Source organism: Sphingomonas sp. G-3-2-10, from assembly GCF_012927115.1.
GTDB lineage: Bacteria > Pseudomonadota > Alphaproteobacteria > Sphingomonadales > Sphingomonadaceae > Sphingomonas.
Genome location: NZ_JABBFY010000001.1, coordinates 1,627,509 through 1,651,680 on the forward strand (window position 1 = coordinate 1,627,509; position 24,172 = coordinate 1,651,680).

Consider the following 24,172-nt stretch of genomic DNA (forward strand, 5'->3'; position numbering starts at 1 on the left):
ACTATGCACCTTCGCGAAGGAGAGACCCATGCGACTGATCCAGCATTTCATCGACGGCGCGACCGTGACCGAGACTCCGGCGCGGACCGGCGACGTGTTCGACCCCTCGACCGGCCAGGTTCAGGCGCAGGTTGCGCTGGGCGACAGCGATCTGGTCGCGCGCGCCGTGGCCAATGCCAAGGCCGCGCAGCCGGCATGGGCCGCGATGAACCCGCAACGCCGCGCCCGCGTGATGTTCCGCTTCAAGGAACTGATCGAAGCGAACATGGACGAGCTGGCCGAAATGCTCTCGCGCGAGCATGGCAAGGTGATCGCGGATTCGAAGGGCGACATCCAGCGCGGGCTCGAAGTCGTCGAGTTCATGTGCGGCGTGCCGCATCTGCTGAAGGGCGAATATACCGAAGGCGCCGGCCCCGGCATCGATGTCTATTCGATGCGCCAGCCGCTGGGCGTGGCTGCGGGCATCACTCCGTTCAACTTCCCCGCGATGATCCCGCTGTGGATGTGCGCACCGGCCATCGCGTGCGGCAACGCGTTCATCATCAAGCCCAGCGAGCGCGATCCCTCGGTCCCCGTCCGCCTCGCCGAACTGGCGCTCGAAGCCGGTCTGCCCAAGGGCATCCTCAACGTCGTCCACGGCGACAAGGTGGTGGTCGACGCGATCCTCGATCATGCGGACGTCAAGGCAGTCAGCTTCGTCGGATCGTCCGACATCGCGCAATATGTCTATGGCCGCGGCGCTTCGAACGGGAAGCGGATGCAGTGCATGGGTGGGGCGAAGAACCACGGTATCATCATGCCCGATGCGGATCTGGACCAGGCCGTCGCGGACATCGTCGGCGCGGCCTATGGCTCGGCGGGCGAGCGCTGCATGGCGCTGCCGGTGGTCGTTCCCGTCGGCGAGGAGACCGCCGAGCGTCTCCGCGCCAAGCTGATCGAAGCCATTGCCGATCTGCGCGTCGGCGTGCCGACCGATCCGGACGCGCATTACGGCCCGGTGGTCACCGCGCAGCACAAGGCGCGGATCGAGAATTACATCCAGATGGCGATCGACGAAGGCGCCGAACTGGTGGTCGATGGCCGCGGCCTCTCGCTCCAGGGGCATGAGGAAGGCTATTTCCTCGGGCCGACGCTGCTCGACCGGGTGAACCCCGACATGCAGAGCTACAAGGAAGAGATTTTCGGTCCCGTCCTGCAGATCCTGCGCGCGAAGACCTTCGAGGAAGCGATCACCTATCCGACCGCGCATCAGTACGGCAACGGCGTGGCGCTGTTCACCCGCAACGGCGATTTCGCCCGCAAGTTCGCCAGCTCGATCGAAGTCGGGATGGTCGGCATCAACGTGCCGATCCCGGTGCCGGTGGCGTACCACTCGTTCGGCGGCTGGAAGCGGTCGGGCTTCGGCGATCTCAACCAGTATGGCATGGACGGCGTGCGCTTCTACACCCGCACCAAGACCGTCACCCAGCGCTGGCCGAGCGGCGGCGCGGTGCTCGACCAGAGCTTCGTCATTCCGACGATGAGCTGATAGCCGCGCTCCGGGCGATCAAATGCTAACCTGGTTTACATTGATCGCCCGGCGGCGTTAGGCGCAATCATGGACTCGATCGAACAGCTTGAATTCAAGGGCGCCGGCGTCACGCTGCGCGCGGACGCCACGGGACCGCGCGACGGCCAGCCCCTCCTGTTCCTCCACGGCAGCGGCCAGACCCGGCAGAGCTGGCGCAAGGCGCTGACCAGCGCGGCGAAGCGCGGCTATCGCGCCGTCTCGCTCGACATGCGCGGTCACGGCGACAGCGACTGGTCGCCCGACGGACAATATGCACTGACGGTATTCGCCGAGGATCTGGGCGTGGTGCTCGAGCAATTCGATCGCCCGCCGGTCGTGATCGGCGCGTCGCTGGGCGGGCTGGCTTCGCTCCTCGTCGCGGCAAAGTCCCCGGAGAAATTCCGCGGGCTGGTGATGGTCGACATCACCGCGAAAATCGAAGTCGACGGCGCGCAGGAAGTGCTCGATTTCATGGGCAGCGCGCATCAGGGCTTCGCCTCGCTCGACGAAGCCGCCGACGCCGTCTCCGCCTATCTGCCGCATCGCCCCCGGCCGAAGGACACGCGCGGGCTGGCGAAGAATCTCCGCCTGCGAGACGGGCGCTACTACTGGCATTGGGACCCCGCCTTCATGCGCATGGGCGAGAATGCGGGCGACCGGCTGACCAATGCCGGGGCGCTGGAAGACGCTGCGCGGGCGCTGACCATCCCCGTGCTGCTGGTGCGCGGCGGGCAGAGCCGGATCGTCAGCGAGGAAGGCGCGCGCGAGTTTCAGGAAATGGTGCCCCACGCCGACTATGCCCACATCACCGACGCGCATCACATGGTGGCGGGCGACGCCAACGATGCGTTCAACGGCGCGATCTTCGGCTTTATCGACAAGCAGGCGGCTTAGGCGATCTCGTCCAACCGCACCCAGCGCCGCGCCTCCGACGAGCGCCGCGCGGCTTCCAGCACGCGCTCGACCGTCCACGCCTGACCGAAATCCGGCGCGGCCACCGCTTCGCCGCGGATCGCCTGCACCATATTGTGCATAGAAATCGCCATGCCGTGCGCAGCCGGCGGGAAGACATCGGTGCCGATGGTGATGCCGGGCGGCTGCATCAGCTCGGGCGCGATCTCGACTGGCTCGACGGTCTTCTCGCCCACCGCGCCGGCATGGATCGTGGTTTCGGTGCTGGTCGGGAAGCTCGGCGCGGACAGCATGATCCGGCCCCCGCTGCCGAACGCATCGAGATGCCAGCCGCGCCCCACCGTGGCGCTCCACGACACCTGAAGCTGCATCGTCATCCCGCTGGCGAAGCGCAGCGTCATCGTCACATAATCATTGGTCTGCGGCACGATCGCGCTGCCATCGGGGAAGCGCCATTCCTTCAGCAATTGCCGGTCGTCCGCGATGACTTCCTCGATCTCGCCGAACAAGTGCACGAGCATGTGCAGCGCATGGCTGCCGAGATTGCGCATCGCCGACACGCCATGCCCGGCTTGCGCAAACCAGTTGTAGGGGAAGTGCGGATTGGGCTGGTTGAACAAGCCGAGATTGAAGATGCAGGTGCCGCCGAACGGCGCTCCCAGATAACCCTGATCAATCATCCGCTTCGCCTGCGCGTGCGCGGGCAGCCATTGCGAATAAGCGTCGACGATCGCCGTCGCCCCGCTCCCCTTCCACGCCCGGTGCAGCGCCCGCGCACGATCGAGATCGGCGGCGAAGGGGATCGCGTTATAGACATGCTTGCCCTGCGCCAGCGCGGCGAGGACCATCGGATGGCGGATGCTCGGCCGCGTGCCGCAATCGACGATGTCGATGTCCGGATCGGCGATCATCGCTTCGGCATCCCAGAAAGCGCGCGGGATGCCGGTTCGCGCCGACGCCGCCTCGGCAGTCTCGCGGCGCGAGGTGCAGATCGCGGTGACCTCGACCCCCGGTATCGCGCGCCACGCCGGCAGGTGTGCGAAGGCGCCCCAGTTCGCGCTGATGATCCCGACCCGCAGCATGCCCATCCTCTCCAATCCTCGACCGGTGCTATCGCATCACCGGGGACGGCTTTGGAATGACCGGGCGGCAAGGGATCGTTGCAGCGATGTTGTTCGCCCAGGCGTTGCGCCCCGCCCGCCGTCGACCGATCCTTCCGCATCGAAACGGGGAGAGGCACATGCTGACGGTCGGCCGGTACGGTACGCGCGATCTGGCGCGGGCGGGATCATTCTACGATGCGATCGCCGGGCTGCTCGGAGCGGGCCGCGCATTCGAACGCCCGGATCTGATCGCATACAAGGGCGCGGACGGCGCGATGTTCCTGATCGGCACGCCGCTGGCGGGGGACGCCAGCGTGGGCAATGGCACCCAGATGGGCTTCGCCGCCCCGAACCGCGCGACGGTGAACGCCGTCCATGCAAAGGCGCTCGAACTGGGCGGCACGTGCGAAGGTTCGCCGGGCGTACGCGGCCCCGATCCCAACGGCTTCTACGGCGCCTATTTCCGCGACCTCGACGGCAACAAGATCACCGTCTTCCGCATGGGTCCCGAAGCCTGATCCCGGCGGCGACCCCGGCTGTGCTGGCGCCTGCGCCGAGGACGCGCAACGCCGCGGCGACGCGAAGCGCGATGCTCGCCTCCGCACGCCGCCATTTCGCGCGCGAGAATTACGAGAATGTCGGGCTGCGCGAGATCGCCGGGGATGCGGGCGTCGATCCGGCTTTGGTCTGCCGCTATTTCGGCAGCAAGGGACAGCTGTTTCGCGAAGCGATGCACGACGAGGCATTCGATCTCGGCCGAGATGCCGATCCGGCCAGCCTGCCCGAATATCTCGCCGACCTTCTGCTAAGCGGGGCCGAAAGCACCGCGAAGACCGAGCGGCTGCTGATGATGCTCCATTCCTTCTCGTCGCCCCAGGCTTCGGCGATCATCCTGGAGAAGATCGAGGGCGACATTCTCTCCCCCGTCTCCGCGATGCTGAAGGGGAAGGATGCCGCCTGCCGCGCCGGGCTGTGCCTCGCCGCGCTGATGGGCGCGGGAATCATGCTGTCCGCTTTGCCCTCCAACGCGATGCAGGGTGCCGACCCGGAGATGCTGCGCGCTCGGCTGATCGCGATGTTCCGGGCCGCGCTGGCAGAATAGTCAGCGACCGCCCATCGCCGCCCAGCGCTCGGGCGCCATCCACACATATTCGACATAGTGACCCAGCCAGTCGCGGGCATCGAGATAGACGAACTCCAGCATCCCCGGCGTGCCGCCCTTCAGCACCACCGGAAAAGGATGCGCCGCGGCCCTGGCGGTGAAGTCGTCCCAATCGTCCACGCGCTGGCAGATATGGTGGAACGCCACGCCATCGCCCGGCGGCAGCGCATCGCGGAACAGCGCCAGCACGTCACCCTCGCCCGGCTGGATCAGCTCGAACTGAAGATCGCCGACCCAGACGAAGGCGAGCTTCTGGACGCCATCCCCTTCGCCCTGCGGGGTCCAGAGCCGGACCGGCACTTCGATCTCGATCAGCTTGCGGATATCGGCGAGCGCCCTGAAGCGCGCCACCGCCTTGTCCACGTCGCGCGTGACATAGGCGTTCTGATAGTGCCGGCCGGTCAGCATCAGCCTTCCCGCGCTACGTCATATTGCGACAGATAGCGCTCGAGCCGGGGCGTCAGCGCCTCGACCGACAGGCCGTATTTCTCCAGCGCATATTCATGCTTGCCGAACTTGCTCTGCGGGTTCGCGTCGAGCCAGTCGCGCATCGCCGCTTCGGCTTCGGGGGTGAAGTCGTCGCCCAGCGCGGCATAGAGATTGCGGATCGTCCCGATCGGATCGGCGACCAGATCGGCATAATGGACATCGGCCATCGAATCCGCACCGTTCGCTTCGCGATAATCCATGATCCGGTCGGCGTGCAGCGCGGTCTGGTACGGCATATTCTCCGCGATCCACTCGGCATCGACCCGCCCGGTGAAGCCCAGATGCGCAAGGCTGATGATCGAACAGAAGCTGCCGATCGCGGTGAAGGGATCGCGGTGCGTCCACACGAAGCGCGCATCGGGATAGACCGACTTGATCGTATCCAGCCACAGGCTGTGGCTCGGCATCTTCAGGTTCCAGATGCCTGGCGCATCGGCCTGGAGCAATTGCAGGAAGCGCTTGTGATAGCGATAGGCCGACGTCATGTCGGTCGCGAACAGCCAGTCGCGATAATTGGGCAGCTTCCCCCGCGATTCCAGCGCCAGCGCCTTGAAGTCGTGCGCCATGAAGAAGATGCATTCGTTGGGATAGACCGCCGAGTTGCGGTAATATTTGCCCATCTCGGGCCGCGCGGCGAGCATCGCCTTTTCCTGCGCCAGCTTGGCGATGGCGCGCGGATCGGTCTTCAGCGTCGCGCTGGTCGCGGGCGGCACCGGCTCGTCGATCTCCCAGGTCAGCGCCGAACGCCGCGCCGGATCGCAGGCGAGCAGATTGCTCAGCAAGGTGGTGCCGGTGCGCGGGATGCCGAACACGAACACCGGCCGCTCGACCGGGCGATCGAGCAGTTCGGGGCGGCCATCGAGATAGGCGGTGGTCTTGAGCCGGTTGCTCAGCAGCTCGACCAGATTGGCCTGCGACCGCGCATGGCCGCCTTCGGAAAGGCCCGTCGCGTTGAGATCGCAGACGAGGATTTCCAGCCCCTCGCGCCACGACTCCGCGTCGAACCTATCGAGTCCGGTGGTCTTCATCGCCTGCTCGACGAGCGCGTCCGCCACCAAGGGTGCGTTCATGGCCTCTCTCCCTATGTCCTGTTTTGCGGACATCATGCGGAGCGCGGCCGGGCGCGCCAACGCGGTTGAGTTTCGCTATCGGGACGTAAGCAAGGGATCGGGCCACAAGGAACAGTCGAGCTTTTGCACCGCTGCGACGCGTGCCTCACCCTTCCTTGCGATACCGCCGCTGCCGGAACTGGCGCGGCGACTCCCCCGCCGCGCGGCGAAAGGCGTAGGAAAAGCTCGACGCCGACGCGAAGCCCAACCCGAACGCGATCGACTTGATGCTCGCGTCCGAGGCGAGTTGCCGCTTGGCGATCTCGATCCGCGTCTGGGCGATATGATCGCCGATGGTGCAGCCCCGGCTGGCGCGGAAGCCGCGAGTCAGCTGGCGCACCGAGATGTGGCAAAGCGCGGCGAGTTCCTCCAGCGGCGGCGGCGGGCCGCCCTGTTGCAGCCGCTCGTCGATGCGGCGCAGGCGCCATGACGCTAGGCCGCCGGTGATCGGCCCCTCGGCGATCGCCTGACAGTATCGCGCCACTTCGATCGCGAGCTGCGCCACCACCATCTCCGCCAGCTCCGCACTGCCCGCACCGGGATGTCGCACCTCCTCGGCCAGCCGGCTCAGGCACGCGCGGATATGCGGATGGGCAATGTCGAGCCCGGCCGCGAGACGCCGGTCGTTCCACTCGATCCCGTCCTCCAGCCAGCGATCCACCGCCGCCGCATCGATCTCGCACACGATCGAAGTCTGCGCCGCCCCGGTTTCGGTGCGGATGTGCAGCGCCTCGCCCGGCGGGACGAGGAAGATCTCGCCCAGCCCCTCGAACCGGTGCGGCCCCCAGCGATCGTGATAGCAGCCGCGCGAATTCTCCGGCCGCGGCGTCAGGCACAGGTCGAGCCAGTATCGCCCCTCGCGGCGGAACATGCGGTTGGTCGGCTTGTCGACCATGAAGCGCGCGAAATGGATGCTCGCCTGGCTGGTGGTCAGTTCGGCTTCGTAGGCCGAGTCCGCATAGCTCTCGCGTTCCACGGCCCCCTCCCTCGTCCCCGACTCTATGGCCGTATGACCGCAAAGCGTCCCTCTGTCGATATTCAGTCGCATTGCGCAGACCCGCCTCGCTGACCGACATTCGCGTGAGAGACGGGCCGGACAGCGGCCGCCGACTGGAGAGGACAGGATATGGCCAACAGGCTTTTCGATTGCAGCGGCAAGGTCACGCTGGTGACAGGCGGCAACGGCGGCATCGGTCTGGGCTTCGCGAAGGGGGTCGCGCAGATGGGCGGCGACATCGCGATCTGGGCGCGCAATGCCGAAAAGAACGCCGCCGCCAAGGCGGAGCTGGAAGCCGCCGGCGCGGGAAGTGTCATCACCTATCAGGTCGATGTCTCGTCCGAGGAAGCGATCGTCGCGGGCTATGCGCAATTGCTCTCCGATTTCGGCCGGATCGATTGCGTCTTCGCCAATTCGGGCCGCGCCTCGCGCTCGCGCTCAGTGCTCACGCTCGACAGCGCGGAGTGGCACGATCTGATGGCAGTCAACCTCCACGGCGCCTTCTTCACCCTGCGCGAAGGGGCAAAAGCGATGGTCGCGCGCGCCGAGGCGGGCGAGCCGGGCGGCAGCTTGGTCTATTGCGGCAGCCTGTCGATGTTCCACGGCATCCCCGGCATCAACAATTACGCCGCATCGAAGGGCGGCATGGGCGCGGTGATCCGCGGCATGGCGGCCGAACTCGGCAAGCACGAGATCCGGGCAAACACCATCGCGCCGGGCTATGTGAAGACGGGCATCGGCACCGACGCCGAACTGAGCGAGGAGATGAAGGCGCGCATCGCCCATGTCGACGCGCATTTCTCCGCCAAGACGCCGATCCACCGCCCCGGCACGATCGAGGATTTCGAGGGGATCGGCGCCTATCTCGCCAGCGACGCCTCGCGCTTCCACAGCGGCGATACGATCGTGATCGACGGCGGCAGCGCCATCTACCCGCCCTACGCCTTCTGACCTGAGGACCGCCGCGATGCGCCTGCTCACGATCCATGACGTCGACGATGTCCGGCTCGACGATTACGCGCGGCCCGAGCCGGGGCCGCGCGACGTCGTGATCCGGATGAAGGCCGTGGGCATCTGCGGCAGCGACCTGAGCTATATCAAGAATGGCGGCATCCCCGGCCCGGGCAAGCCGACGCCGCTGGGCCATGAGGGCGCGGGCGAACTGATGTTCGTCGGCAGCGAAGTCACCGGCGTCGCGGTCGGCCAGCCCGTCATCGTCAATCCGATGATGACCCCCAGCTATATCGGCAGCGGCGGCCCCGAAGGCGCCTTTACCGAGGAATTGCTGGTGCGCGAGGCGCGGCTGGGCGCGAGCCTGCTCCCCATCCCCGAGGGGATTTCGTACGAGATCGCCGCGATGTGCGAGCCGCTGGCGGTGGCGCTGCATGGCGTCAACCGCGCACAGGCCAAGGCGGGCGACCGGATCGTCATCTATGGCTGCGGCCCGATCGGCCTCGGCATGATCCTGTGGGCCGTAGATCGCGGCTGCAAGGACGTGATCGCGCTCGATCTGGCCGAGGAGCGCCTGGAACGCGCACGGGCGCTCGGTGCGCACACGATCAACCCCGCGACCGAAAACGCCGCCGCGAGGATCAAGGCCATCCACGGCACCGAGAAGGTGTTCGGCCGCGAGAAGGCCGGGACCGACGCGTTCATCGACGCGGCCGGCGCGCCATCGATCCTCGGCGACGTGGTGATGCTGGCCAAGACCCATGCCCGCCACGTCATCACCGCCGCCTATCTCAAGCCGATCGAGCTGCCTGCGGGGCCGATGCTCACCACCGAGATGACCATCACCACCGCGGTCGGCTACCCCAGCGAAATGCCCGACGTCATCGCAGCGATGCCGCGCCTGAAGGACAAGATCGCGAGCCTCATCAGCCACACCCTACCCTTCGACCGTGTGCTGGAGGGATTGGAGATCGCCGCCACATCGCAATCGGCCAAGGTCATGATCGGATTCGACGCATGAGCGAGCAGAAACCCGCCCTTGCCGGGCTGGTCCGCGCGGGCGACGCGCAGGCCGAAGCGGTGGCGATCACCGACTTCATCTTCATGGCGAAGGATATTTCCAACGCCTATCTGGTCACCACCGGCGACGGCGATCTGCTGGTCAACACCGGCTTCATGGACAATGCCGATCGCAACGTCGCGCTGTTTGCCCCGTATCGCACCGGCCCGCTGCGCCGCATCGTCCTGACCCAGAGCCATGCCGATCATTTCGGCGGGCTGGATGCGTTCCGCGAAGACGGCACCCAAGTCATCGCCGGCCCCGGTTTCGTCGAGAACTGGGCCGATATGAAGCGGCTCCAGCCCTTTTTCGGCCCCCGCAGCGGCAAGCTGTGGGGCGGCACGCTCAAGCGCGGCTCGACACCCAAGCCGCCGCCCGAAGTCGTGCCGGATGTGATCGTCGATCGCAGCTACGCCTTCGAACAGGGCGGCCGCCGGTTCGAGGTAATCCACACCCCCGAAGGCGAAGCGACCGATGGCGTGACGGTATGGCTGCCCGACGAGAAGATCGCTTTCACCGGCAATCTGTTCGGCCCGGTATTTCTCTCGATGCCTTTCCTCTGCACCATCCGTGGCGACAAGCCGCGCTCGGTGCGGCAATATCTGAAGTCGCTGGAGACGGTCCGCGCGCTGGGGGCCGAATTGCTCGTCACCGGTCATGGCGATCCGATCGCGGGCAAGGACCGCATCGCCGCCGATCTGGACAGGATGCACGCTGCCGTCGCGTGGGTGCGCGACTATACGCTGGCAGGCATGAACGCCGGGACGACCGTCCATCAGTTGATGCGTGACGTAGCGCTGCCCGAAGAGCTGAAGATCGGCGAATTCCACGGCAAGGTCAGCTGGGCCGTGCGCACCATCTGGGAAGAATATGCCGGCTGGTTCCGCTACGAAGAGGGCACCACCGGCCTCTACGGCGTGCCGCGCTCGGCGGTAAATGCCGACCTCGCCGAACTGGCGGGCAACGACGCGCTGGTCGCCCGCGCGCAGGCGCATCTCGACACGGGCAAGCCGCTGGAAGCGATCCACCTGCTCGACATCATCCCCGAACACCGCGACGCGATCGTCGTGAAGAAGGCCGCACTCGAACAATTGCTGGCGAAATCCGGCGGATCGAACCTGTCCGAAACCATGTGGCTCAAGGCGGAAATCGCCGCAGCCGAAGGCAAACTCGCATGACCCGAACGCTTACCCATCTCGAACGGCTCGAAGCCGAGAGCATCCACATCATGCGCGAAGTCGTGTCCGAGACCGAGCGGCCGGTGATGCTCTATTCGGTCGGCAAGGACAGCGCGGTGATGCTCCACCTCGCGCGCAAGGCATTCTACCCCTCGCCCCCGCCCTTCCCGCTGCTTCATGTCGATACAAGCTGGAAGTTCAAGGCGATGTACGAACTGCGCGACCGCATGGCGCGCGAGAGCGGCATGGAGTTGCTCGTCTATCACAACCCCGAAGCCGAGGCGCGCGGGATCAACCCGTTCCGGCACGGCCCGCTCCACACCGATATGTGGAAGACCGAGGGGCTGAAACAGGCACTCGACAAATATGGCTTCGACGCGGCGTTCGGCGGCGCGCGGCGCGACGAGGAGAAGAGCCGGGCCAAGGAGCGCATCTTCTCGTTCCGCACCGCCAGCCATGCCTGGGACCCGAAGAACCAGCGGCCCGAATTGTGGAACCTCTACAATGCCCGCAAGGCGAAGGGCGAAAGCATCCGCGTCTTCCCGATCTCGAATTGGACCGAGCTCGACATCTGGCAGTATATCCAGTTGAACGACATCCCGATCGTCCCCCTCTATTTCAGCGCGCCGCGCCCGACCTACGAGCAGGACGGGCAGCTGTTCATGGCCGACGACATCGAGCGCATGGAACAGGTGCTGGGCCACCGCCCGGAGATCGTCGAACGCTCGATCCGCTTCCGCACGCTCGGCTGCTTCCCGCTGACCGGCGCGGTGGAAAGCACCGCCGCGACGCTGAGCGCAGTCATCCAGGAAATGCTGCTGACCACGACCAGCGAGCGTCAGGGCCGCGTCATCGACAAGGATGGCGGCGATGCCAGCATGGAGAAGAAGAAGCAGGAGGGGTATTTTTGACGCGCCAGGTCATGCGAAGCGTGACGAAGCGTCAACCCTCGCGAATGCGAGGGCCCATCTCGACAGGTTTTCACCCGGCTGCACGTCCGGGTGATGGGTCCCCGCTTTCGCGGGGATGACGGAGCAATATGTGATGACGACCAAAGATTCCGCCTACCATACCGACGCCCTCATCGCCGAGGACATCGACGCCTATCTCGACCAGCACCAGCACAAGTCGCTGCTCCGCTTCATCACCTGCGGATCGGTCGACGACGGAAAATCCACGCTTATCGGGCGCTTGCTCTACGATTCGAAGATGATCTTCGAGGATCAGCTCGCCGCGCTCGAAGCGGATTCTAAGCGGGTCGGGACGCAGGGGCAGGAGATCGATTTCGCCCTCCTCGTCGATGGCCTCGCCGCCGAGCGCGAACAGGGCATCACCATCGACGTCGCCTATCGCTTCTTCGCGACGGAGAAACGCAAGTTCATCGTCGCCGACACGCCGGGGCATGAGCAGTACACCCGCAACATGGTCACCGGCGCCTCGACCGCCGACTTGGCGGTGATCCTGATCGATGCGCGCAAGGGCGTACTTACCCAGACGCGGCGGCACAGCTATCTCACCCACCTGATCGGCATCCGGCACATCGTTCTCGCGGTGAACAAGATGGATCTGGTCGGCTACGACCAGACCCGCTTCGACGAGATCGTCGCCGACTATAGAGCCTTCGCGACTTCGATCGGGATCGATGCGTTCACCGCGATCCCCATCTCGGGTTTCAAGGGCGACAACATCACTGTACGCTCGCCCAACACGCCCTGGTATTCGGGCATCCCGCTGATCGAGCATCTCGAAACGGTCGAGCTCGACGCCGATGCGGCACAGGCCCGGCCATTCCGGATGCCGGTGCAATGGGTCAACCGGCCGAACCTCGACTTCCGCGGCTTCTCCGGCCTGATCGCCAACGGCACGGTGAAGCCCGGCGACGCCGTCCGCGTGCTGCCCTCGGGCAAGACCTCGACCGTCACCCGGATCGTCACCCTGGATGGCGACCTCGACGAAGCCGTTGCCGGCCAGTCGGTCACGCTCTGCTTCGCCGACGAGATCGATTGCTCGCGCGGCAACGTCATCGCCGCCGCCGACAGCCCGCCACAGGCCGCCGACCAGTTCGAATCCACCATCGTGTGGATGGACGACGAAGCGCTGATCCCCGGCCGCGCCTATTGGCTCAAGCTCGGCACCCAGATGGTCTCCGCGACGGTTCAGGAACCGAAATACACCATCAACGTCAACACGATGGAGCATCTTGCTGCAAAGACGCTCGAACTCAATGCGATCGGCGTGGCGGAAATCACCGCCGACAAGCAGATCGTGTTCGAGCCTTATGCGGACTCGCCCGGCCTCGGCGGCTTCATCCTGATCGACAAGCTCAGCAACCGCACCGTCTCCGCAGGGATGCTGAATTTCAGCCTGCGCCGCGCGCAGAATGTCCATTGGCAGCCGACCGACATCGGCCGCGAACAACATGCGGCGATGAAGAACCAGAAGCCGCGCGTGCTGTGGTTCACCGGCCTCTCCGGTTCGGGCAAATCGACCATCGCAAACGAAGTCGAGAAGAGCCTGGCGCTGATGAACCGCCACACCTTCCTGCTCGACGGCGACAATGTCCGCCACGGCATGAACAAGGATCTCGGCTTCACCGAAGCGGACCGGATCGAGAATATCCGCCGCGTCGGCGAGATGGCGAAGCTGATGGCGGATGCGGGGCTGATCGTGCTGACCGCTTTCATCTCCCCCTTCCGCGCCGAGCGCGAAATGGTCCGCGCGATGCTGCCCGAGGGCGAGTTCATCGAGATCTTCGTCGATACCCCGCTCGCGGTCGCCGAGGCTCGCGACGTGAAGGGGCTGTACAAAAAGGCCCGCGCAGGCGAACTGGCCAACTTCACCGGCATCGACAGCCCGTACGAACCGCCCGAACATCCCGAAATCCGGGTCAACACGGTCGAGATGACGCCTGCCGAAGCCGCCGAACATATCATCCGCAGGATCATGCCCCTCAAATGACTGCCGCAATGAACGACGCCATGACCGACGCCGAACTCGCCGCGCACCTCGCCGAAACCGCCGGCCGCATCCTGCTGGCCGTGCGCGATAGCGGCGTCTTCTCGGCAAAGGCGCTGGGCAAGGCGGGCGACCAGACCGCGAACCAGTTCCTCGTCCATGCCCTGCGCGAAGCCCGGCCGGACGACGGCCTGCTCTCCGAAGAGGTGAAGTGCGACGGCGCGCGGCTCGGCATGTCCCGCGTGTGGATCATCGATCCGGTCGATGGCACCCGCGAATATGGCGAGGCACGGCCCGACTGGGCGGTCCATGTCGGCCTCTCGATCGACGGCGAACCCGCGATCGGCGCGGTCGCCCTGCCCGGCCTCGGCGTGACGCTCTGCACCGGCAAGCCCGCTCCCCTCGCGCCCGCCAACGCTACGCTCCGTATGCTGGTCAGCCGCACCCGCCCCGCCGCCGAAGCCGTCGCGGTGGCCGAAGCGATGGGTGCGGAACTGGTCGGCATGGGCTCGGCCGGCGCGAAGGCGATGGCGGTCGTACGCGGCGAGGCCGACATCTATCTCCACACCGGCGGGCAATATGAATGGGACAATTGCGCCCCCGCCGCCGTGGCGAAGGCAACCGGCCTGCATGTGAGCCGGGCAGATGGCGCACCGCTGCGTTACAACAATGAAGACCCGTATCTGCCCGATCTGCTGATCTGCCGCCCCGAACTGGCGGAGCGGGTGCTGGGGCATTTCCGGGCGCTGGTGCTCAGCTAACCACCCCAGCCGCGCGCAGCGCCGCGATCCGCTCGGGCGACAGGCCGAGCACGTCCGCCAGAATCGCGTCGCTATGCTGCCCCAGCACCGGCGGCGCTTCGGGCACCGGCTGTTGCGCGCCGGCGTAGCGGATCGATCGGTTCACGATCGGGATCTTGCCCAGCACCTTGTGGTCGGTCTCGACCACCATCTCGCGCGCCACGGCCTGAGGCTGGGACAGCGCTTCCTGCACACCGAGGATCGGTGCGTGCGGCACCTGATGCTCGGTGAAGATCCCGACGAGATCGGCGACTTTATGCTCGCGGGTGAATGCCGAGACGATCGCGTTGACCGCCTCGCGATTGTCGCGCCGTGCCTCGATCGTGGCGAAGCGCACATCGTCGACATGCTGCGGCGTCCCCAGCGCCGCGCATACCCGCGCCCAGAACCCGTTGGTCAGGCACGCCACCACGATCGAACCGTCGCTCGCCGGGAAGATGCCGTACGGCACCAGATTGGGATGCTGCGATCCCTGCGGCGTCGGGTCCTGCCCGGTAAAGAAGGCGAGCTGCGCGATATAGCCGAGCATCCCGATCAGCCCGTCCATCAGGCTGATGTCGATCAGCCGCCCTCGCCCGGTCGCATGCCGCTCATGCAGGGCGCCGAGGATCGCGATGGGTCCGTTCACGCCGCCCATCAGGTCGCCCAGCGGAATGCCCAGCTTGGTCGGCATCGTCCCCGGCTCGCCATTGACGCTCAGCGCGCCCGACATGGCCTGCAGCACGATGTCGAACGAGGGGCGGTCGCGTAAGGGGCCGGTCATGCCGTATCCCGAGATCGCGCAATAGATCAGGCCGGGATTGATCGCCGACAGCGTCTCATAGCCCAGCCCCAACCGGTCCATCACGCCGGGCCGGTAATTCTCGATCAGCACATCGCACTTCGCCGCGAGGTCGCGGGCCAGCGCCAGCCCTTCCTCGGCTTTCAGGTCGATGACGATGCTCTTCTTGCCGCGATTTACGCTGAGGAAATAATGGCTCTCGCCATCGCGCAGCGGCGGGAACTGGCGGGTCTCGTCGCCATGCGCGGGCGGCTCGACCTTGATGACCTCCGCCCCCAGATCGGCCAGCGCGAGCGAAGCCGAAGGGCCTGCCAGAACGCGCGTGAAATCGAGCACGCGGATGCCCGCAAGGGGTCCGGCCCAGGCCGGCGTCGCGGGATCGGTCATCGGTAAATCTTCAGGAAAATCATGCGCCGGAACTGACATGGCCGGCCCCGCCACGCAAGGGAGGGACCGGCCGTGGGTTGGTTTGATCCGCTTACGCGGATGCGGTGCCGGTTCAGCTATGCTGAACCAACATCAGCCCCGGCTGGGCAGTTCGGCGATGGCGCTGCCGAATGCCGAGACTTCGCCGCGATGCGTCGTCGCCTGCTGGCTGATCTCGACATATTTCTTGCCGTTTTCCTCGAACTTGCGGACCACCGAACCGTCGATATAGATCGCGTCGCCATCCGGATTGTGACGACGGATCTGGCACTTCGACTTGGTCAGGAACCCATCGTCGCCGATCCAGTTGGTGACATGGTGGGTCAGCCAGCTGCAACGTTCGGGACCATAATCATAAGCGCCCGGCGCGCCGACTTCGAGCGCGAACGCTTCGTCCCAATGCACGCGCTCGGGGCAATCCGGCACGTTGAAGCGATTGCGGATGCCCAGCCCCGGATGCGCCTGCTGCATCTGGTTCGCCAGCTTGTTCGCGCGGATATAGAGACCGCCCCATCCCTGCGCGTAGCAGATGAAGCCGGTGACCGTCATCGGCCCCTTCATCATCCGCGGCAGCGTGTCGCCGACATTCACGTCTTCCCAATAGCGGGGATTGGAACCGCGAATTTCCTCTTCCTGATACAGGCGGGTGAATTCGGCGAGCTCTTCCTCGGTGTATTGCTCAACGCGGCCGCGAGCCTCGGTGTACTTCGTGCCACGCTCGCGCGCTTCGTCGCGATCGGTGCGGAACACCCAGCTGTCGCCCTCGGCAACCTTGTCGCCCGACTGGTTGAAGAAATCGACATGGTAGATCTGCTGGAAGCTGCGACCGGCGAACTTGGTCTGATGCTCGACCAGATCCTTCAGATACGCTTCGGTGCGGATCACGTCGTTGCGCAGCACCGGCTTGTGCCAGGTCCAGTCGGCGCCGGCCCACATCGCGTGGACGCCGGACAAGCCGCCGCAATAGCCCGAGATGATCCGGCTGGTGGTGAACAGGAAGCTGGGCAGCGCGACCAGCGAGCCATGCTTGGTCTTCTCGGCATAGGCCGGATCACACCACAGGGGATTATCGTCGCCGATACCGTGCGCATAGTGGCGGATCGCGTCGCGGGTCGCTTCATAGTTCCACGGCTCGACCGTGTTCTCGATCTTCACGCCGATACGCTTGCGCAGGTCGTCCAGACCTTCCTCGGTGATCTTCGGGAAACGGTTGCCGGGTTTTTCGAGTGTGGTTGCCATTCTTCTTCTCCTGGGATTTCAGTTGGCGAGCGCGGCTGCCGCGGCAGCTTCGCGATCGCGCAGGATCTTGCGGTGGACCTTGCCCGCAGGCGTCTTGGGCAGTTCGGCCGCAAATTCGACGAGGCGCGGGAATTCATGCTGGGCCAGCCGCTCGCGCGTGAAGGTCTGGAGTTCCCTGACGAACTCGGCGTCGGGCGTGCGGTCGCTGACCACGAACGCCTTCACCACCAGCCCGCGCGTCGCGTCGGGCGCGCCGATCACGGCGCACTCCTTCACATCGGGATGCTTGAGCATGGTGTTTTCGATTTCGACCGCGCTCATCGTCCAGCCGGCGGAGATGATCACGTCGTCGGCGCGGCCGCAGTGATAGAAATATCCGTCCTCGTCGATCTTCGCGAGGTCCTTGGTCGTCTCCCAGCGGTCGCGCCGCCACAGCATCAGCTCGCCGATCTCGCCGGGGGCCGACGGCGTGCCGTCGGGCGCCTGCACCTGCAATTTCTGCCCCGGCACCGCCTTGCCGAGCGAACCGGGCTTCACCGCATAATCCTCGGCGCCCGGATAATTGACCAGCACCACGCCAATCTCGGTCGTGCCGTACATGCTGCACGCGGGAACGTGGAAGGTGCGGTCGATGAACTCCAGCGTCGCCGGGTCGATCGGTTCGCCGGTGTAGGAAAGCTTGCGGATCGCGAAGCGGAAGCCATCGGCGGCCTCCGAATTCTTCATCATCCGATAATGCGTCGCCGCGGCCGACATGTTGGTGATGCCGTAATCCTGCAGCGCTTTCATCAGCCGCACCGCGTCGAACCGCCCGGCAAAGGTGCCTGTGGCCACGCCCAGCCCCAGCGGCGCCAGCGTGCCGTGCCACAGGCCGTGGCCCCATGCCGGCGATGAGGGGCAGAAGAACTCATCGCCCGGCCGGATGCCGGTGCCGTAAAGCGCAGCGAACATCAGTGTCACCAGCGATCGGTGGGTGTGCTTCACCGCTTCGGGCAGTTCGCGTGTGGTGCCCGACGTGTACTGAAACACCGCCATGTCGCTGGCCTTGGTCTTCGGCTCGTAGCGCGGCGGATAATGCGCGATGTCGTCGAGCAGGCCTTCGTCGGCCACGATCACGCGCAGCCCCTCGACCCCGCGCGCCAGCGGCGCCTTTTCCGAATTGGTCACCAGCAACGCAGGCTTGCAGTCGTCGATCCGCAGCCGCAGCGCGTCCGGTCCGAACAGCGTGAACAGCGGCACGCTGATCGCGCCGGTCTGCATCGCGCCGAACAGGCAGACATAAAAGGGCAGCGACGGTTCGAGCATGAAGGCGATGCGGTCGCCCGGCACGATGCCGTTGGCGTCGAGCCAGTGGGCGAAGCGCGCCGCGCCGGCCGAAATCGCGTCGAAGCTCAGGATCTCGTCGCGGCCATCGGCATGGGCGATGCGCACCGCGGGACGGCCGCTGCCATCGGCGTGACGGGTGATGCATTCGTTGGCGATGTTCAGCACGTCGCGGTCGCCGTCGAACAGGTCCCACAGCGCCGTCATGTCGGCATGAGCCTGGGCGTCTGCGTAGCGCGTCAGTTCGGTCAGCTTCACCATCGGTCCACTCGTTCCCGCGTCGCGGACGGGCGCAGAATCGCTCGCCTCTCCGTTGTCCAGTCAAATGCCACGAAAGTATTTTGTTGCATATATAGAATATTGTTCTATTAGTTGAACAATGATTGATCGAAACAGCCGCCCCGACCGCGAACTCGCCGACACGCTGAAGAGCAGCAAAGTCCCCGCCATCGCGCGCGCGGCAGCAGTGATGCGGCTGTTGGGGAAGAGCGAAACGCCGCTCGGTGTACAGGTGATCGCGCGCGAACTGGGACTGGTGCCCAGCACCTGCCTCTATGTGCTGCGCGCACTGGCGGAGGAGGAACTGGTCGCCTTCGATCCCGACACCAAACGCTATTCGCTCGAAGCCGGCGTGCTCACCCTCGCCCGGCAATGGCTCCGCCGCAGCCAGTTTGCCGATCTCGCCCAGCCGGTGATCGACCGCCTCTGCCGCACCTTCGACGTGACGATGCTCGGCGTGCAGATCTTCGGGCTGGATCACATGGTAGTCGTCGCGCTGTCGCAGTCGGGCCAGAATTTCCAGCTGAGCGCCCAGATCGGCAGCCGCTTCCCCGCGCTGATCAGCGCCACCGGCCGCTGCATCGCTGCGTTCGGCGGCTATTCCGAATCCGAGCTGGAACCGCCCTTCCGCGCGCTGCGCTGGGACGAGCCGCCGGCGTTCGAGCAATGGATGGCCGAAGTCGTCGAGGCCCGCACGAAGGGATTCGCGGTCGATGACGGCAATTATATTGCCGGGGCGACGGTGGTCTCCGCGCCGGTGTGGAAAGCGCCGGGCAAACCCAGCCACGCGCTGGTCGCCACCGTCATCGGCGGCGGCTCGCGCCGGGAACGGCTCGGCGAACTGTCCGAAGCCCTGGTCGAAGGGGCGCAGACGCTGACCCTGCAACTCGGCGGCGACCGCTCAGGCTGAGCGGATCGCGATCACGCTCCCCTCGGCATCGCCCGACACATACAGCGTTCCATCCGATCCCGCCGCGACGCTGGCGAAGTTGATCATCGGCCCCGCCATGTCGCCGATCGGCCCGAGGAATTTCGGCAACACGCCAACGGGCGCGCCGACCGGCAGGCTCGACGCGATGACTTCGCGTCCACCGCCCGACAGGTCGCAGGCCACCAGCGTCTTCGCCAGCGTATCGACCAGGAACAGGCGCCCGCCCGAGATCGCCAGCCCCTCGGGCCGCTGAAGCCCGTCGATGACCGTCTCGGCCCGACCGCCGGAAAGCTTCACGACCCGCCCCGCCCCGGCCTCGGCAACGAAGACGCTGCCATCCGAAGCGACCGCCACGCCCATCGGTTTGTCCAGTCCCGAAGCGAGTTCGGTCTCGGAGCCATTCTCCGCCGACAGCACTCGCCCGGTCCCATATTCGGCGAACACCACCGCCCCGCCCGGCGCCACATCGAGGCCCATCAGCTGGTCGTAGCCGTGGCAAAGGAAGTCGCTCTCGCCGAGCGCGGGGCGGTATCGCGCCACGCTGCCGAGTCCGGTCGTAATCACCCACTCGCCCGCCTGCGCGCCCGCCGCCACGCCGCGCATATAGCCGGGACAACCAGGGTAGAAGATCATCCCCGCCAGCGTCAGCGCACCGCCGGGAACCAGCGAATAGCCGAACGTCCCGTCGCACACGAACAGCCCGCCATCCCCGCCCACCGCCAGCCCCAGCGGCCATTGCAGCGAACGCGGCACCACCGAACGGGTCTTCCCGGGCGCAAGAATCTCGGTGATCTCGCCAGGGATGCTGGAAACGAAGATGCGCTCGCCGATGAAGGTGACGTTATCGAGCCCCGGCCCCAAATCGGCCAGCGTCTCACGCGTGCCGCTGACCGGGTCGATCCGCAGCACCTGCCCGCTCGCCACCTGCGTCGTGACGATCCGGCCCTTGCTGTCGAACTTGACTGAATCAGGCACGCCCAGATCGCCCGCAACCACTTCCGGCGCACCGCCCGCCAGATCGACCCGCCAGATCTCGTTGGTGCCCATCACCGGGAAATACAGCTTGCCGTCCGGCCCCACCTGAAACGCATTGGCCATCGGCACATTGTCCAGGATCACCCGCGGCGCCCCGCCGTCGAGGCTCAGTTCCATGATCCGCGCGCCCACGCGGCACTCGCCTGCGAACAGGCGCCCCTGATGCCAGGTGATCGGATTGGCGACCGGCATATCGCCCTGAACGATCCGCACCTCGCCCTTGGGTGTGCGCATGCATACCCGGCCCTCGGTGATCTCGGTGAGATAGAGATTGCCCGCTTCGTCGAACACCAGATCGTCGGGCGCGACGATGTCGCCGCCCATCGCGCTGATGACTTCGATCGCCCCGCTGTCCACGTCGATCGCGCTGACCTGACTGCCGCCGACCTGCGCGACATAGATGCGGCCATCGGCGCCCGTGGTCAGCCCGTTCGCGCCGTAAAGACGGCTCGGCTGGGTCAGCCGTTCGAAGCGCCAGCCTTCGGCGGTCCGCACCGGGCTGCCGGCATAGCGGCTCAGCTGCATGTCAGTCCGCTCCATAGCCGAGCAGCGACTTGGTCTCGAGATATTCGAGGAAGCCGTGCGGACCCCATTCGCGGCCATTGCCGCTGCGCTTGTAGCCGCCGAACGGCGCGTGGAAATCGAACCCGCCATTCATGCTGATCCACCCCGTCCGCATCCGCCGCGCCACTGCGCGGACCTGCTTCAGATCGGTGCCGTTGACGTAACCGGCGAGGCCGAAATTGGTATCGTTGGCGATCTCTACCGCATGGTCGATGTCGTCATAGGCGATGATCACCAGCACCGGCCCGAAGATCTCCTCGCGGGCGATCACCATATCGTTGGTGCCGACGAACACGGTCGGCTTCACGAACCAGCCCCTGTCCAGCCCGTCCGGCCGCCCCGGCCCGCCCGCGACCAGCGTCGCGCCTTCCTCCAGCCCCTTGCGGATATAATCCTGGATGATGTTGTATTGGCCCTTCGAGACCACCGGTCCCATCGCCACCGCGCCCGTCGGATCGCCAACGGTGACAGCCTCAGCCGCCGCCTTCGCCGCCGCGACCGCTTCGTCCAGCCGCGAGGCGGGCACCAGCAGCCGCGACCCCGCGCTGCATGTCTGGCCCGAATTGCCCATCATCCCCGCCGTCGCCCCCGCGACATTGGCCGCGAGCGCATCGTCGTCGAGCACGATGAACGCGCTCTTGCCGCCCAGCTCCAGCCCGACGCGCTTCACCGTGGTCGCGGCATCCTTCTGGATCTGCACCCCGACCGGCTCGGAGCCGGTGAAGGAGACCATGTCGACATCGTCATGGGTGGACAGCGCCGTGCCGATCACCGCGCCGCTGCCCTGAACCATGTTGAACACGCCCGCCGGCACCCCCGCCTTGTCGAGGATCTCGGCAAGGATCTGCGCCGAGAAGGGCGCCAACTGAGGCGGCTTCAGGATCATCGTGCAGCCGGTGGCCAGCGCCGGGAAGATCTTCACGCAGGTCTGGTTCATCGGCCAGTTCCACGGCGTGATCAGCGCGCACACGCCGATCGGCTCCTTCGCGACGATCGTGTCGCCGTGCCGCTCGTCGAAGACGAAGTCGCGCAGCACTTCGATCGCAGTCTGGAGATGCCCCGCACCCAGCCCGACATGGAAGCCATGCGCGAGGCCCGACGGCGCGCCCATCTCCTCGATGATCGCATCGCCCAGCTCGGTCTGGCGCTTCGCATATTCGGCCTGAATCGCACCGAGCAGATCGAGCCGCTGCTCGCGCGTCGTCTGCGACCATCCGGCAAAGGCCCGGCGCGCCGCCGCGACTGCCCGATCCACATCGGCAGCCGATCCGAGCGAGATGCGCCCGGCGACCTGCTCGGTCGCGGGATTGATCACCTCCGCTGTCTTCGGCTCGGCCGGATCGACCCAGCGGCCGTCGATGTAGAACTTCAGATAGTCGCGCATGGGCCTCTCCGTTCTCTTCTTCTGAAGCCCCTCCTCTTCAGAGGAGGGGTTTGGGGTGGAGGACTCATGAAGGCCGCGCCCGGGGCGACCGCCCCACCCCAACCCCTCCCCTGAAGGGGAGGGGCTTTTCTCAGTCCGTCACTGCGTCCCTTCGGCGTACCAAGTGCGGAACTTGTCGTATTTGGGCATCTCTTCGGAGTTCGCCTTGGGATCGATCGGCACATGGATTACCGCCGGACCACCATGCGCATAAGCACGGGCGATCGCGGGGCCGATCTCGTCCACCGTCGTCACATATTCGCCGTACGCCCCCAGCCCCTCGGCGATCTTGTCGAAGCGGACCTTGTTGCTCCAGTGCGTCCCGGTCTCCGCCGTGCCCGGCCCGAAGGTGCGCTTGTACACGCCGACTTCGAGACCCCATTGGAAGTCCACCGCCACCACGCAAACCAGCGGCAGGTTGCGCCGCACAGCGACTTCCAGCTCGCCGATATGGAACAGGAAGGACGAGTCCGATGTCACCAGCATCCCCGGACGCACCACGCCAGTCTCCGCCGCATCCGCCAGCATCGCGCCAGTCGCGTAAGGCAGGCCGGTGCCGATATGCCCGTAATTCTGGTTCCAGATCACGTCGTTCGGCTTGCACTGGTTATAGGTCCAGCCGAAAATCACCGACGCCCCGCCATCGCGGATCATGATGCCGTCCTTGGGGAAAGCTTTCGTGGCCTCGACGATGAAGCGCGAGGTGTGGATCGGCACGTCGCCGGTGCCGTCACTCTTGGTCAGCGTCTCTTCGGCCAGGCTGTCCAACTCCGCCTGACCATCGCGCATGAACTTCGCCAGCTGCTCGCCCGCCGGGCGCCCCTTGCCCAGCGCGCGGCTGAGCTGCGGCACCACCGCGCGGACGTCGCCGACCAGCGGCACGTCGATCGGGCGATTGACGCCGATCGCGGTCGGGTCCTGCTGGACATAGATCCACTTCCGATCCGCCTCACCGGCATACCAGTGCCGCCAGCGCCCGAAATGGACCGGCTCGCCCAGTTCGGTGCCCAGCGCGACGACGCAATCCGATTCCTCCACCGCTTCGATCGACGCGTCGGAGAAGACGTACTGGAAGGTGCGATCCTCGATCCCCTTGATATAGCTGGTCCCGCCCGATGTCTGGATCACCGGACAGTTCATCAGCTCGGCCAGTTCCTTCACCTTCGCGCCGGACTTGGTCGTATGGACCGCATGGCCGACCAGCAGGATCGGGTTTTTCGCCTTCAGGATCAGTTCGGCGGCTTCGGCGATCCGGTCGCCATCCGCACCCTGATTGGTCAGGCGATAACGGTGCGGCGGCAGCACCTCCGGAACGTCCAGCTCTTCCAGAATGATATGGCTCGGATATTCGACATAAGTCGGCCCCGGCGTGCCCGACATGGCAACGCGGATCGCTTCGCGGATCACTTCGTCGGTCTGGTCGGCATATTCGATCGCGCCCGAATATTTGACCGAATCCTCGATCATCGGCTCCTGCCGGACGAACTGGATGCGGCCGCGGCGAACGCGCCGTTCGGTGACGCGCGCGCGCTGGCCGCCAAGGAAGATCACCGGGGAATTCTCGACCTTGCAGCACTGGATCGCGGGCATCATGTTCGCCAGACCCGGCCCGAGCGTGCCGAAGCACAAGGCCGGCTTGCCGGTAATGCGCGATGCCGCTTCGGCCATGAACCCGGCCGCCGCCTCATGATGCGGCGACACCACGGTCCAGCCACGCTGCTCGGCTTCGAGGCACAGATGCACGAAGTTCGGATCGGGAATGCCGAACAGCGTTTTGATCCCCTCCGCTTCGAACAGATCGAGGATGCGCTTGTAAACCGGCGTGCCGCCCGCCTTCAGCTTGAGTTCGGAAGTGGCGGTGACCGGCGCGGCCGGCTTGGGATCGTCGTAGCTCATGTCTTACCCC

The 24,172-nt window shown here is 65.9% G+C and carries 21 protein-coding genes; 11 read left to right on the forward strand and 10 right to left on the reverse strand.

Translation table 11 applies throughout. The features are described 5' to 3' along the window. Positions 1-28: 28 nt before the first annotated feature. Both HHL13_RS08085 and HHL13_RS08090 read left to right on the forward strand, forming a co-directional pair. Positions 29-1,528: a CoA-acylating methylmalonate-semialdehyde dehydrogenase gene (locus tag HHL13_RS08085; RefSeq protein ID WP_169555182.1), complete on the forward strand. Its 1,500-nt coding sequence runs from the start codon at positions 29-31 to the stop codon at positions 1,526-1,528. A gap of 69 nt (positions 1,529-1,597) precedes the next feature. Further along, positions 1,598-2,443 (forward strand): alpha/beta hydrolase, encoded by an 846-nt coding sequence (locus HHL13_RS08090; protein WP_169555183.1) that lies wholly within the window; start codon positions 1,598-1,600, stop codon positions 2,441-2,443. On the opposite strand, the gene HHL13_RS08095 is transcribed toward HHL13_RS08090, so the two are convergent. Beyond that, the gene (locus HHL13_RS08095; protein WP_169555184.1) at positions 2,440-3,549 is read right to left on the reverse strand and encodes a Gfo/Idh/MocA family oxidoreductase; all 1,110 of its coding nucleotides are present in this window, start codon (positions 3,547-3,549) and stop codon (positions 2,440-2,442) included. The two genes, HHL13_RS08090 and HHL13_RS08095, sit on opposite strands and share 4 nt — an antisense overlap. A gap of 152 nt (positions 3,550-3,701) precedes the next feature. Between HHL13_RS08095 and HHL13_RS08100 the strand changes: the two genes are divergently transcribed. Both HHL13_RS08100 and HHL13_RS08105 read left to right on the forward strand, forming a co-directional pair. After that, a complete protein-coding gene (locus tag HHL13_RS08100; RefSeq protein WP_169555185.1) occupies positions 3,702-4,082 on the forward strand; it encodes a VOC family protein in 381 nt (126 codons plus the stop codon). Positions 4,083-4,153: 71 nt separating this feature from the next. Then, entirely contained in the window at positions 4,154-4,666 is a 513-nt protein-coding gene (locus HHL13_RS08105) for a TetR/AcrR family transcriptional regulator (RefSeq protein ID WP_169555186.1), read from the forward strand. Here HHL13_RS08105 and HHL13_RS08110 read toward each other — a convergent pair whose 3' ends face one another. The 3 genes from HHL13_RS08110 to HHL13_RS08120 form a co-directional block, all read right to left on the reverse strand. Further along, complete coding sequence (locus HHL13_RS08110; RefSeq protein WP_169555187.1) at positions 4,667-5,134, reverse strand: VOC family protein; 468 nt, start codon at positions 5,132-5,134, stop codon at positions 4,667-4,669. Further along, entirely contained in the window at positions 5,134-6,285 is a 1,152-nt protein-coding gene (locus HHL13_RS08115; protein ID WP_169555188.1) for a sulfotransferase, read from the reverse strand. The genes HHL13_RS08110 and HHL13_RS08115 overlap by 1 nt, the downstream gene beginning before the upstream one ends. A 145-nt stretch (positions 6,286-6,430) precedes the next feature. Continuing rightward, the gene (locus HHL13_RS08120; protein WP_346775514.1) at positions 6,431-7,300 is read right to left on the reverse strand and encodes a helix-turn-helix transcriptional regulator; all 870 of its coding nucleotides are present in this window, start codon (positions 7,298-7,300) and stop codon (positions 6,431-6,433) included. A gap of 150 nt (positions 7,301-7,450) precedes the next feature. Between HHL13_RS08120 and HHL13_RS08125 the strand changes: the two genes are divergently transcribed. The 6 genes from HHL13_RS08125 to HHL13_RS08150 all read left to right on the forward strand — a co-directional run bounded on the left by HHL13_RS08125 (position 7,451) and on the right by HHL13_RS08150 (position 14,226). Beyond that, complete coding sequence (locus tag HHL13_RS08125; protein ID WP_169555190.1) at positions 7,451-8,272, forward strand: SDR family oxidoreductase; 822 nt, start codon at positions 7,451-7,453, stop codon at positions 8,270-8,272. Between the two features lie 16 nt (positions 8,273-8,288). Next, on the forward strand, positions 8,289-9,293 hold the full coding sequence (locus HHL13_RS08130; RefSeq protein WP_169555191.1) for a zinc-binding dehydrogenase: 1,005 nt from the start codon (positions 8,289-8,291) through the stop codon (positions 9,291-9,293). Beyond that, positions 9,290-10,510 (forward strand): MBL fold metallo-hydrolase, encoded by a 1,221-nt coding sequence (locus HHL13_RS08135; RefSeq protein WP_169555192.1) that lies wholly within the window; start codon positions 9,290-9,292, stop codon positions 10,508-10,510. The genes HHL13_RS08130 and HHL13_RS08135 overlap by 4 nt, the downstream gene beginning before the upstream one ends. Continuing rightward, positions 10,507-11,421, forward strand: coding sequence for a sulfate adenylyltransferase subunit CysD (cysD, locus tag HHL13_RS08140; RefSeq protein WP_169555193.1), 915 nt, complete (start codon positions 10,507-10,509; stop codon positions 11,419-11,421). Before HHL13_RS08135 ends, cysD begins: the two co-directional genes overlap by 4 nt. Before the next feature lie 133 nt (positions 11,422-11,554). Further along, on the forward strand, positions 11,555-13,468 hold the full coding sequence (gene cysN / locus HHL13_RS08145) for a sulfate adenylyltransferase subunit CysN (RefSeq protein WP_169555194.1): 1,914 nt from the start codon (positions 11,555-11,557) through the stop codon (positions 13,466-13,468). A gap of 20 nt (positions 13,469-13,488) precedes the next feature. Beyond that, positions 13,489-14,226 carry a 3'(2'),5'-bisphosphate nucleotidase CysQ gene (locus HHL13_RS08150; protein ID WP_169555195.1) on the forward strand — a complete coding sequence of 246 codons (738 nt, stop codon included), beginning with the start codon at positions 13,489-13,491 and terminating at the stop codon, positions 14,224-14,226. Here HHL13_RS08150 and HHL13_RS08155 read toward each other — a convergent pair. The 3 genes from HHL13_RS08155 to HHL13_RS08165 form a co-directional block, all read right to left on the reverse strand. Further along, complete coding sequence (locus tag HHL13_RS08155; RefSeq protein ID WP_169555196.1) at positions 14,219-15,433, reverse strand: CaiB/BaiF CoA-transferase family protein; 1,215 nt, start codon at positions 15,431-15,433, stop codon at positions 14,219-14,221. The two genes, HHL13_RS08150 and HHL13_RS08155, sit on opposite strands and share 8 nt — an antisense overlap. Before the next feature lie 132 nt (positions 15,434-15,565). Beyond that, positions 15,566-16,711: a MaoC family dehydratase N-terminal domain-containing protein gene (locus HHL13_RS08160; protein WP_169555197.1), complete on the reverse strand. Its 1,146-nt coding sequence runs from the start codon at positions 16,709-16,711 to the stop codon at positions 15,566-15,568. 18 nt (positions 16,712-16,729) lie between these two features. Then, entirely contained in the window at positions 16,730-18,295 is a 1,566-nt protein-coding gene (locus tag HHL13_RS08165; protein WP_169555198.1) for an AMP-binding protein, read from the reverse strand. A 118-nt stretch (positions 18,296-18,413) separates the two neighbouring features. Here HHL13_RS08165 and HHL13_RS08170 point away from each other — a divergent pair, with 118 nt between their 5' ends. After that, on the forward strand, positions 18,414-19,223 hold the full coding sequence (locus HHL13_RS08170) for an IclR family transcriptional regulator (protein ID WP_169555199.1): 810 nt from the start codon (positions 18,414-18,416) through the stop codon (positions 19,221-19,223). Here the strand turns inward: HHL13_RS08170 and HHL13_RS08175 are convergent. The 3 genes from HHL13_RS08175 to HHL13_RS08185 all read right to left on the reverse strand — a co-directional run bounded on the left by HHL13_RS08175 (position 19,215) and on the right by HHL13_RS08185 (position 24,162). Then, entirely contained in the window at positions 19,215-20,804 is a 1,590-nt protein-coding gene (locus HHL13_RS08175; protein ID WP_169555200.1) for an SMP-30/gluconolactonase/LRE family protein, read from the reverse strand. The two genes, HHL13_RS08170 and HHL13_RS08175, sit on opposite strands and share 9 nt — an antisense overlap. Before the next feature lies 1 nt (position 20,805). After that, positions 20,806-22,227: an aldehyde dehydrogenase family protein gene (locus tag HHL13_RS08180; protein ID WP_169555201.1), complete on the reverse strand. Its 1,422-nt coding sequence runs from the start codon at positions 22,225-22,227 to the stop codon at positions 20,806-20,808. 138 nt (positions 22,228-22,365) lie between these two features. Continuing rightward, positions 22,366-24,162, reverse strand: a complete 1,797-nt coding sequence (locus tag HHL13_RS08185; protein WP_169555202.1) for a thiamine pyrophosphate-binding protein — start codon at positions 24,160-24,162, stop codon at positions 22,366-22,368. Positions 24,163-24,172: the final 10 nt, after the last annotated feature.

Excerpts from the sequence above, each read along its gene's own strand:
- HHL13_RS08180 (WP_169555201.1), bottom strand. The coding sequence starts at position 22,227 with ATGCGCGACTATCTGAAGTTCTACATCGACGGCCGCTGGGTCGATCCG.
- HHL13_RS08150 (WP_169555195.1), top strand. The coding sequence starts at position 13,489 with ATGACCGACGCCGAACTCGCCGCGCACCTCGCCGAAACCGCCGGCCGC.
- cysD (WP_169555193.1), top strand. The coding sequence starts at position 10,507 with ATGACCCGAACGCTTACCCATCTCGAACGGCTCGAAGCCGAGAGCATC.
- HHL13_RS08165 (WP_169555198.1), bottom strand. The coding sequence starts at position 18,295 with ATGGTGAAGCTGACCGAACTGACGCGCTACGCAGACGCCCAGGCTCAT.
- HHL13_RS08085 (WP_169555182.1), top strand. The coding sequence starts at position 29 with ATGCGACTGATCCAGCATTTCATCGACGGCGCGACCGTGACCGAGACT.
- HHL13_RS08105 (WP_169555186.1), top strand. The coding sequence starts at position 4,154 with ATGCTCGCCTCCGCACGCCGCCATTTCGCGCGCGAGAATTACGAGAAT.
- HHL13_RS08090 (WP_169555183.1), top strand. The coding sequence starts at position 1,598 with ATGGACTCGATCGAACAGCTTGAATTCAAGGGCGCCGGCGTCACGCTG.
- HHL13_RS08100 (WP_169555185.1), top strand. The coding sequence starts at position 3,702 with ATGCTGACGGTCGGCCGGTACGGTACGCGCGATCTGGCGCGGGCGGGA.
- HHL13_RS08095 (WP_169555184.1), bottom strand. The coding sequence starts at position 3,549 with ATGGGCATGCTGCGGGTCGGGATCATCAGCGCGAACTGGGGCGCCTTC.
- HHL13_RS08160 (WP_169555197.1), bottom strand. The coding sequence starts at position 16,711 with ATGGCAACCACACTCGAAAAACCCGGCAACCGTTTCCCGAAGATCACC.
- HHL13_RS08110 (WP_169555187.1), bottom strand. The coding sequence starts at position 5,134 with ATGCTGACCGGCCGGCACTATCAGAACGCCTATGTCACGCGCGACGTG.
- HHL13_RS08125 (WP_169555190.1), top strand. The coding sequence starts at position 7,451 with ATGGCCAACAGGCTTTTCGATTGCAGCGGCAAGGTCACGCTGGTGACA.
- HHL13_RS08170 (WP_169555199.1), top strand. The coding sequence starts at position 18,414 with ATGATTGATCGAAACAGCCGCCCCGACCGCGAACTCGCCGACACGCTG.
- HHL13_RS08185 (WP_169555202.1), bottom strand. The coding sequence starts at position 24,162 with ATGAGCTACGACGATCCCAAGCCGGCCGCGCCGGTCACCGCCACTTCC.
- HHL13_RS08135 (WP_169555192.1), top strand. The coding sequence starts at position 9,290 with ATGAGCGAGCAGAAACCCGCCCTTGCCGGGCTGGTCCGCGCGGGCGAC.
- HHL13_RS08175 (WP_169555200.1), bottom strand. The coding sequence starts at position 20,804 with ATGCAGCTGAGCCGCTATGCCGGCAGCCCGGTGCGGACCGCCGAAGGC.
- HHL13_RS08115 (WP_169555188.1), bottom strand. The coding sequence starts at position 6,285 with ATGAACGCACCCTTGGTGGCGGACGCGCTCGTCGAGCAGGCGATGAAG.
- HHL13_RS08130 (WP_169555191.1), top strand. The coding sequence starts at position 8,289 with ATGCGCCTGCTCACGATCCATGACGTCGACGATGTCCGGCTCGACGAT.
- HHL13_RS08155 (WP_169555196.1), bottom strand. The coding sequence starts at position 15,433 with ATGACCGATCCCGCGACGCCGGCCTGGGCCGGACCCCTTGCGGGCATC.
- cysN (WP_169555194.1), top strand. The coding sequence starts at position 11,555 with ATGACGACCAAAGATTCCGCCTACCATACCGACGCCCTCATCGCCGAG.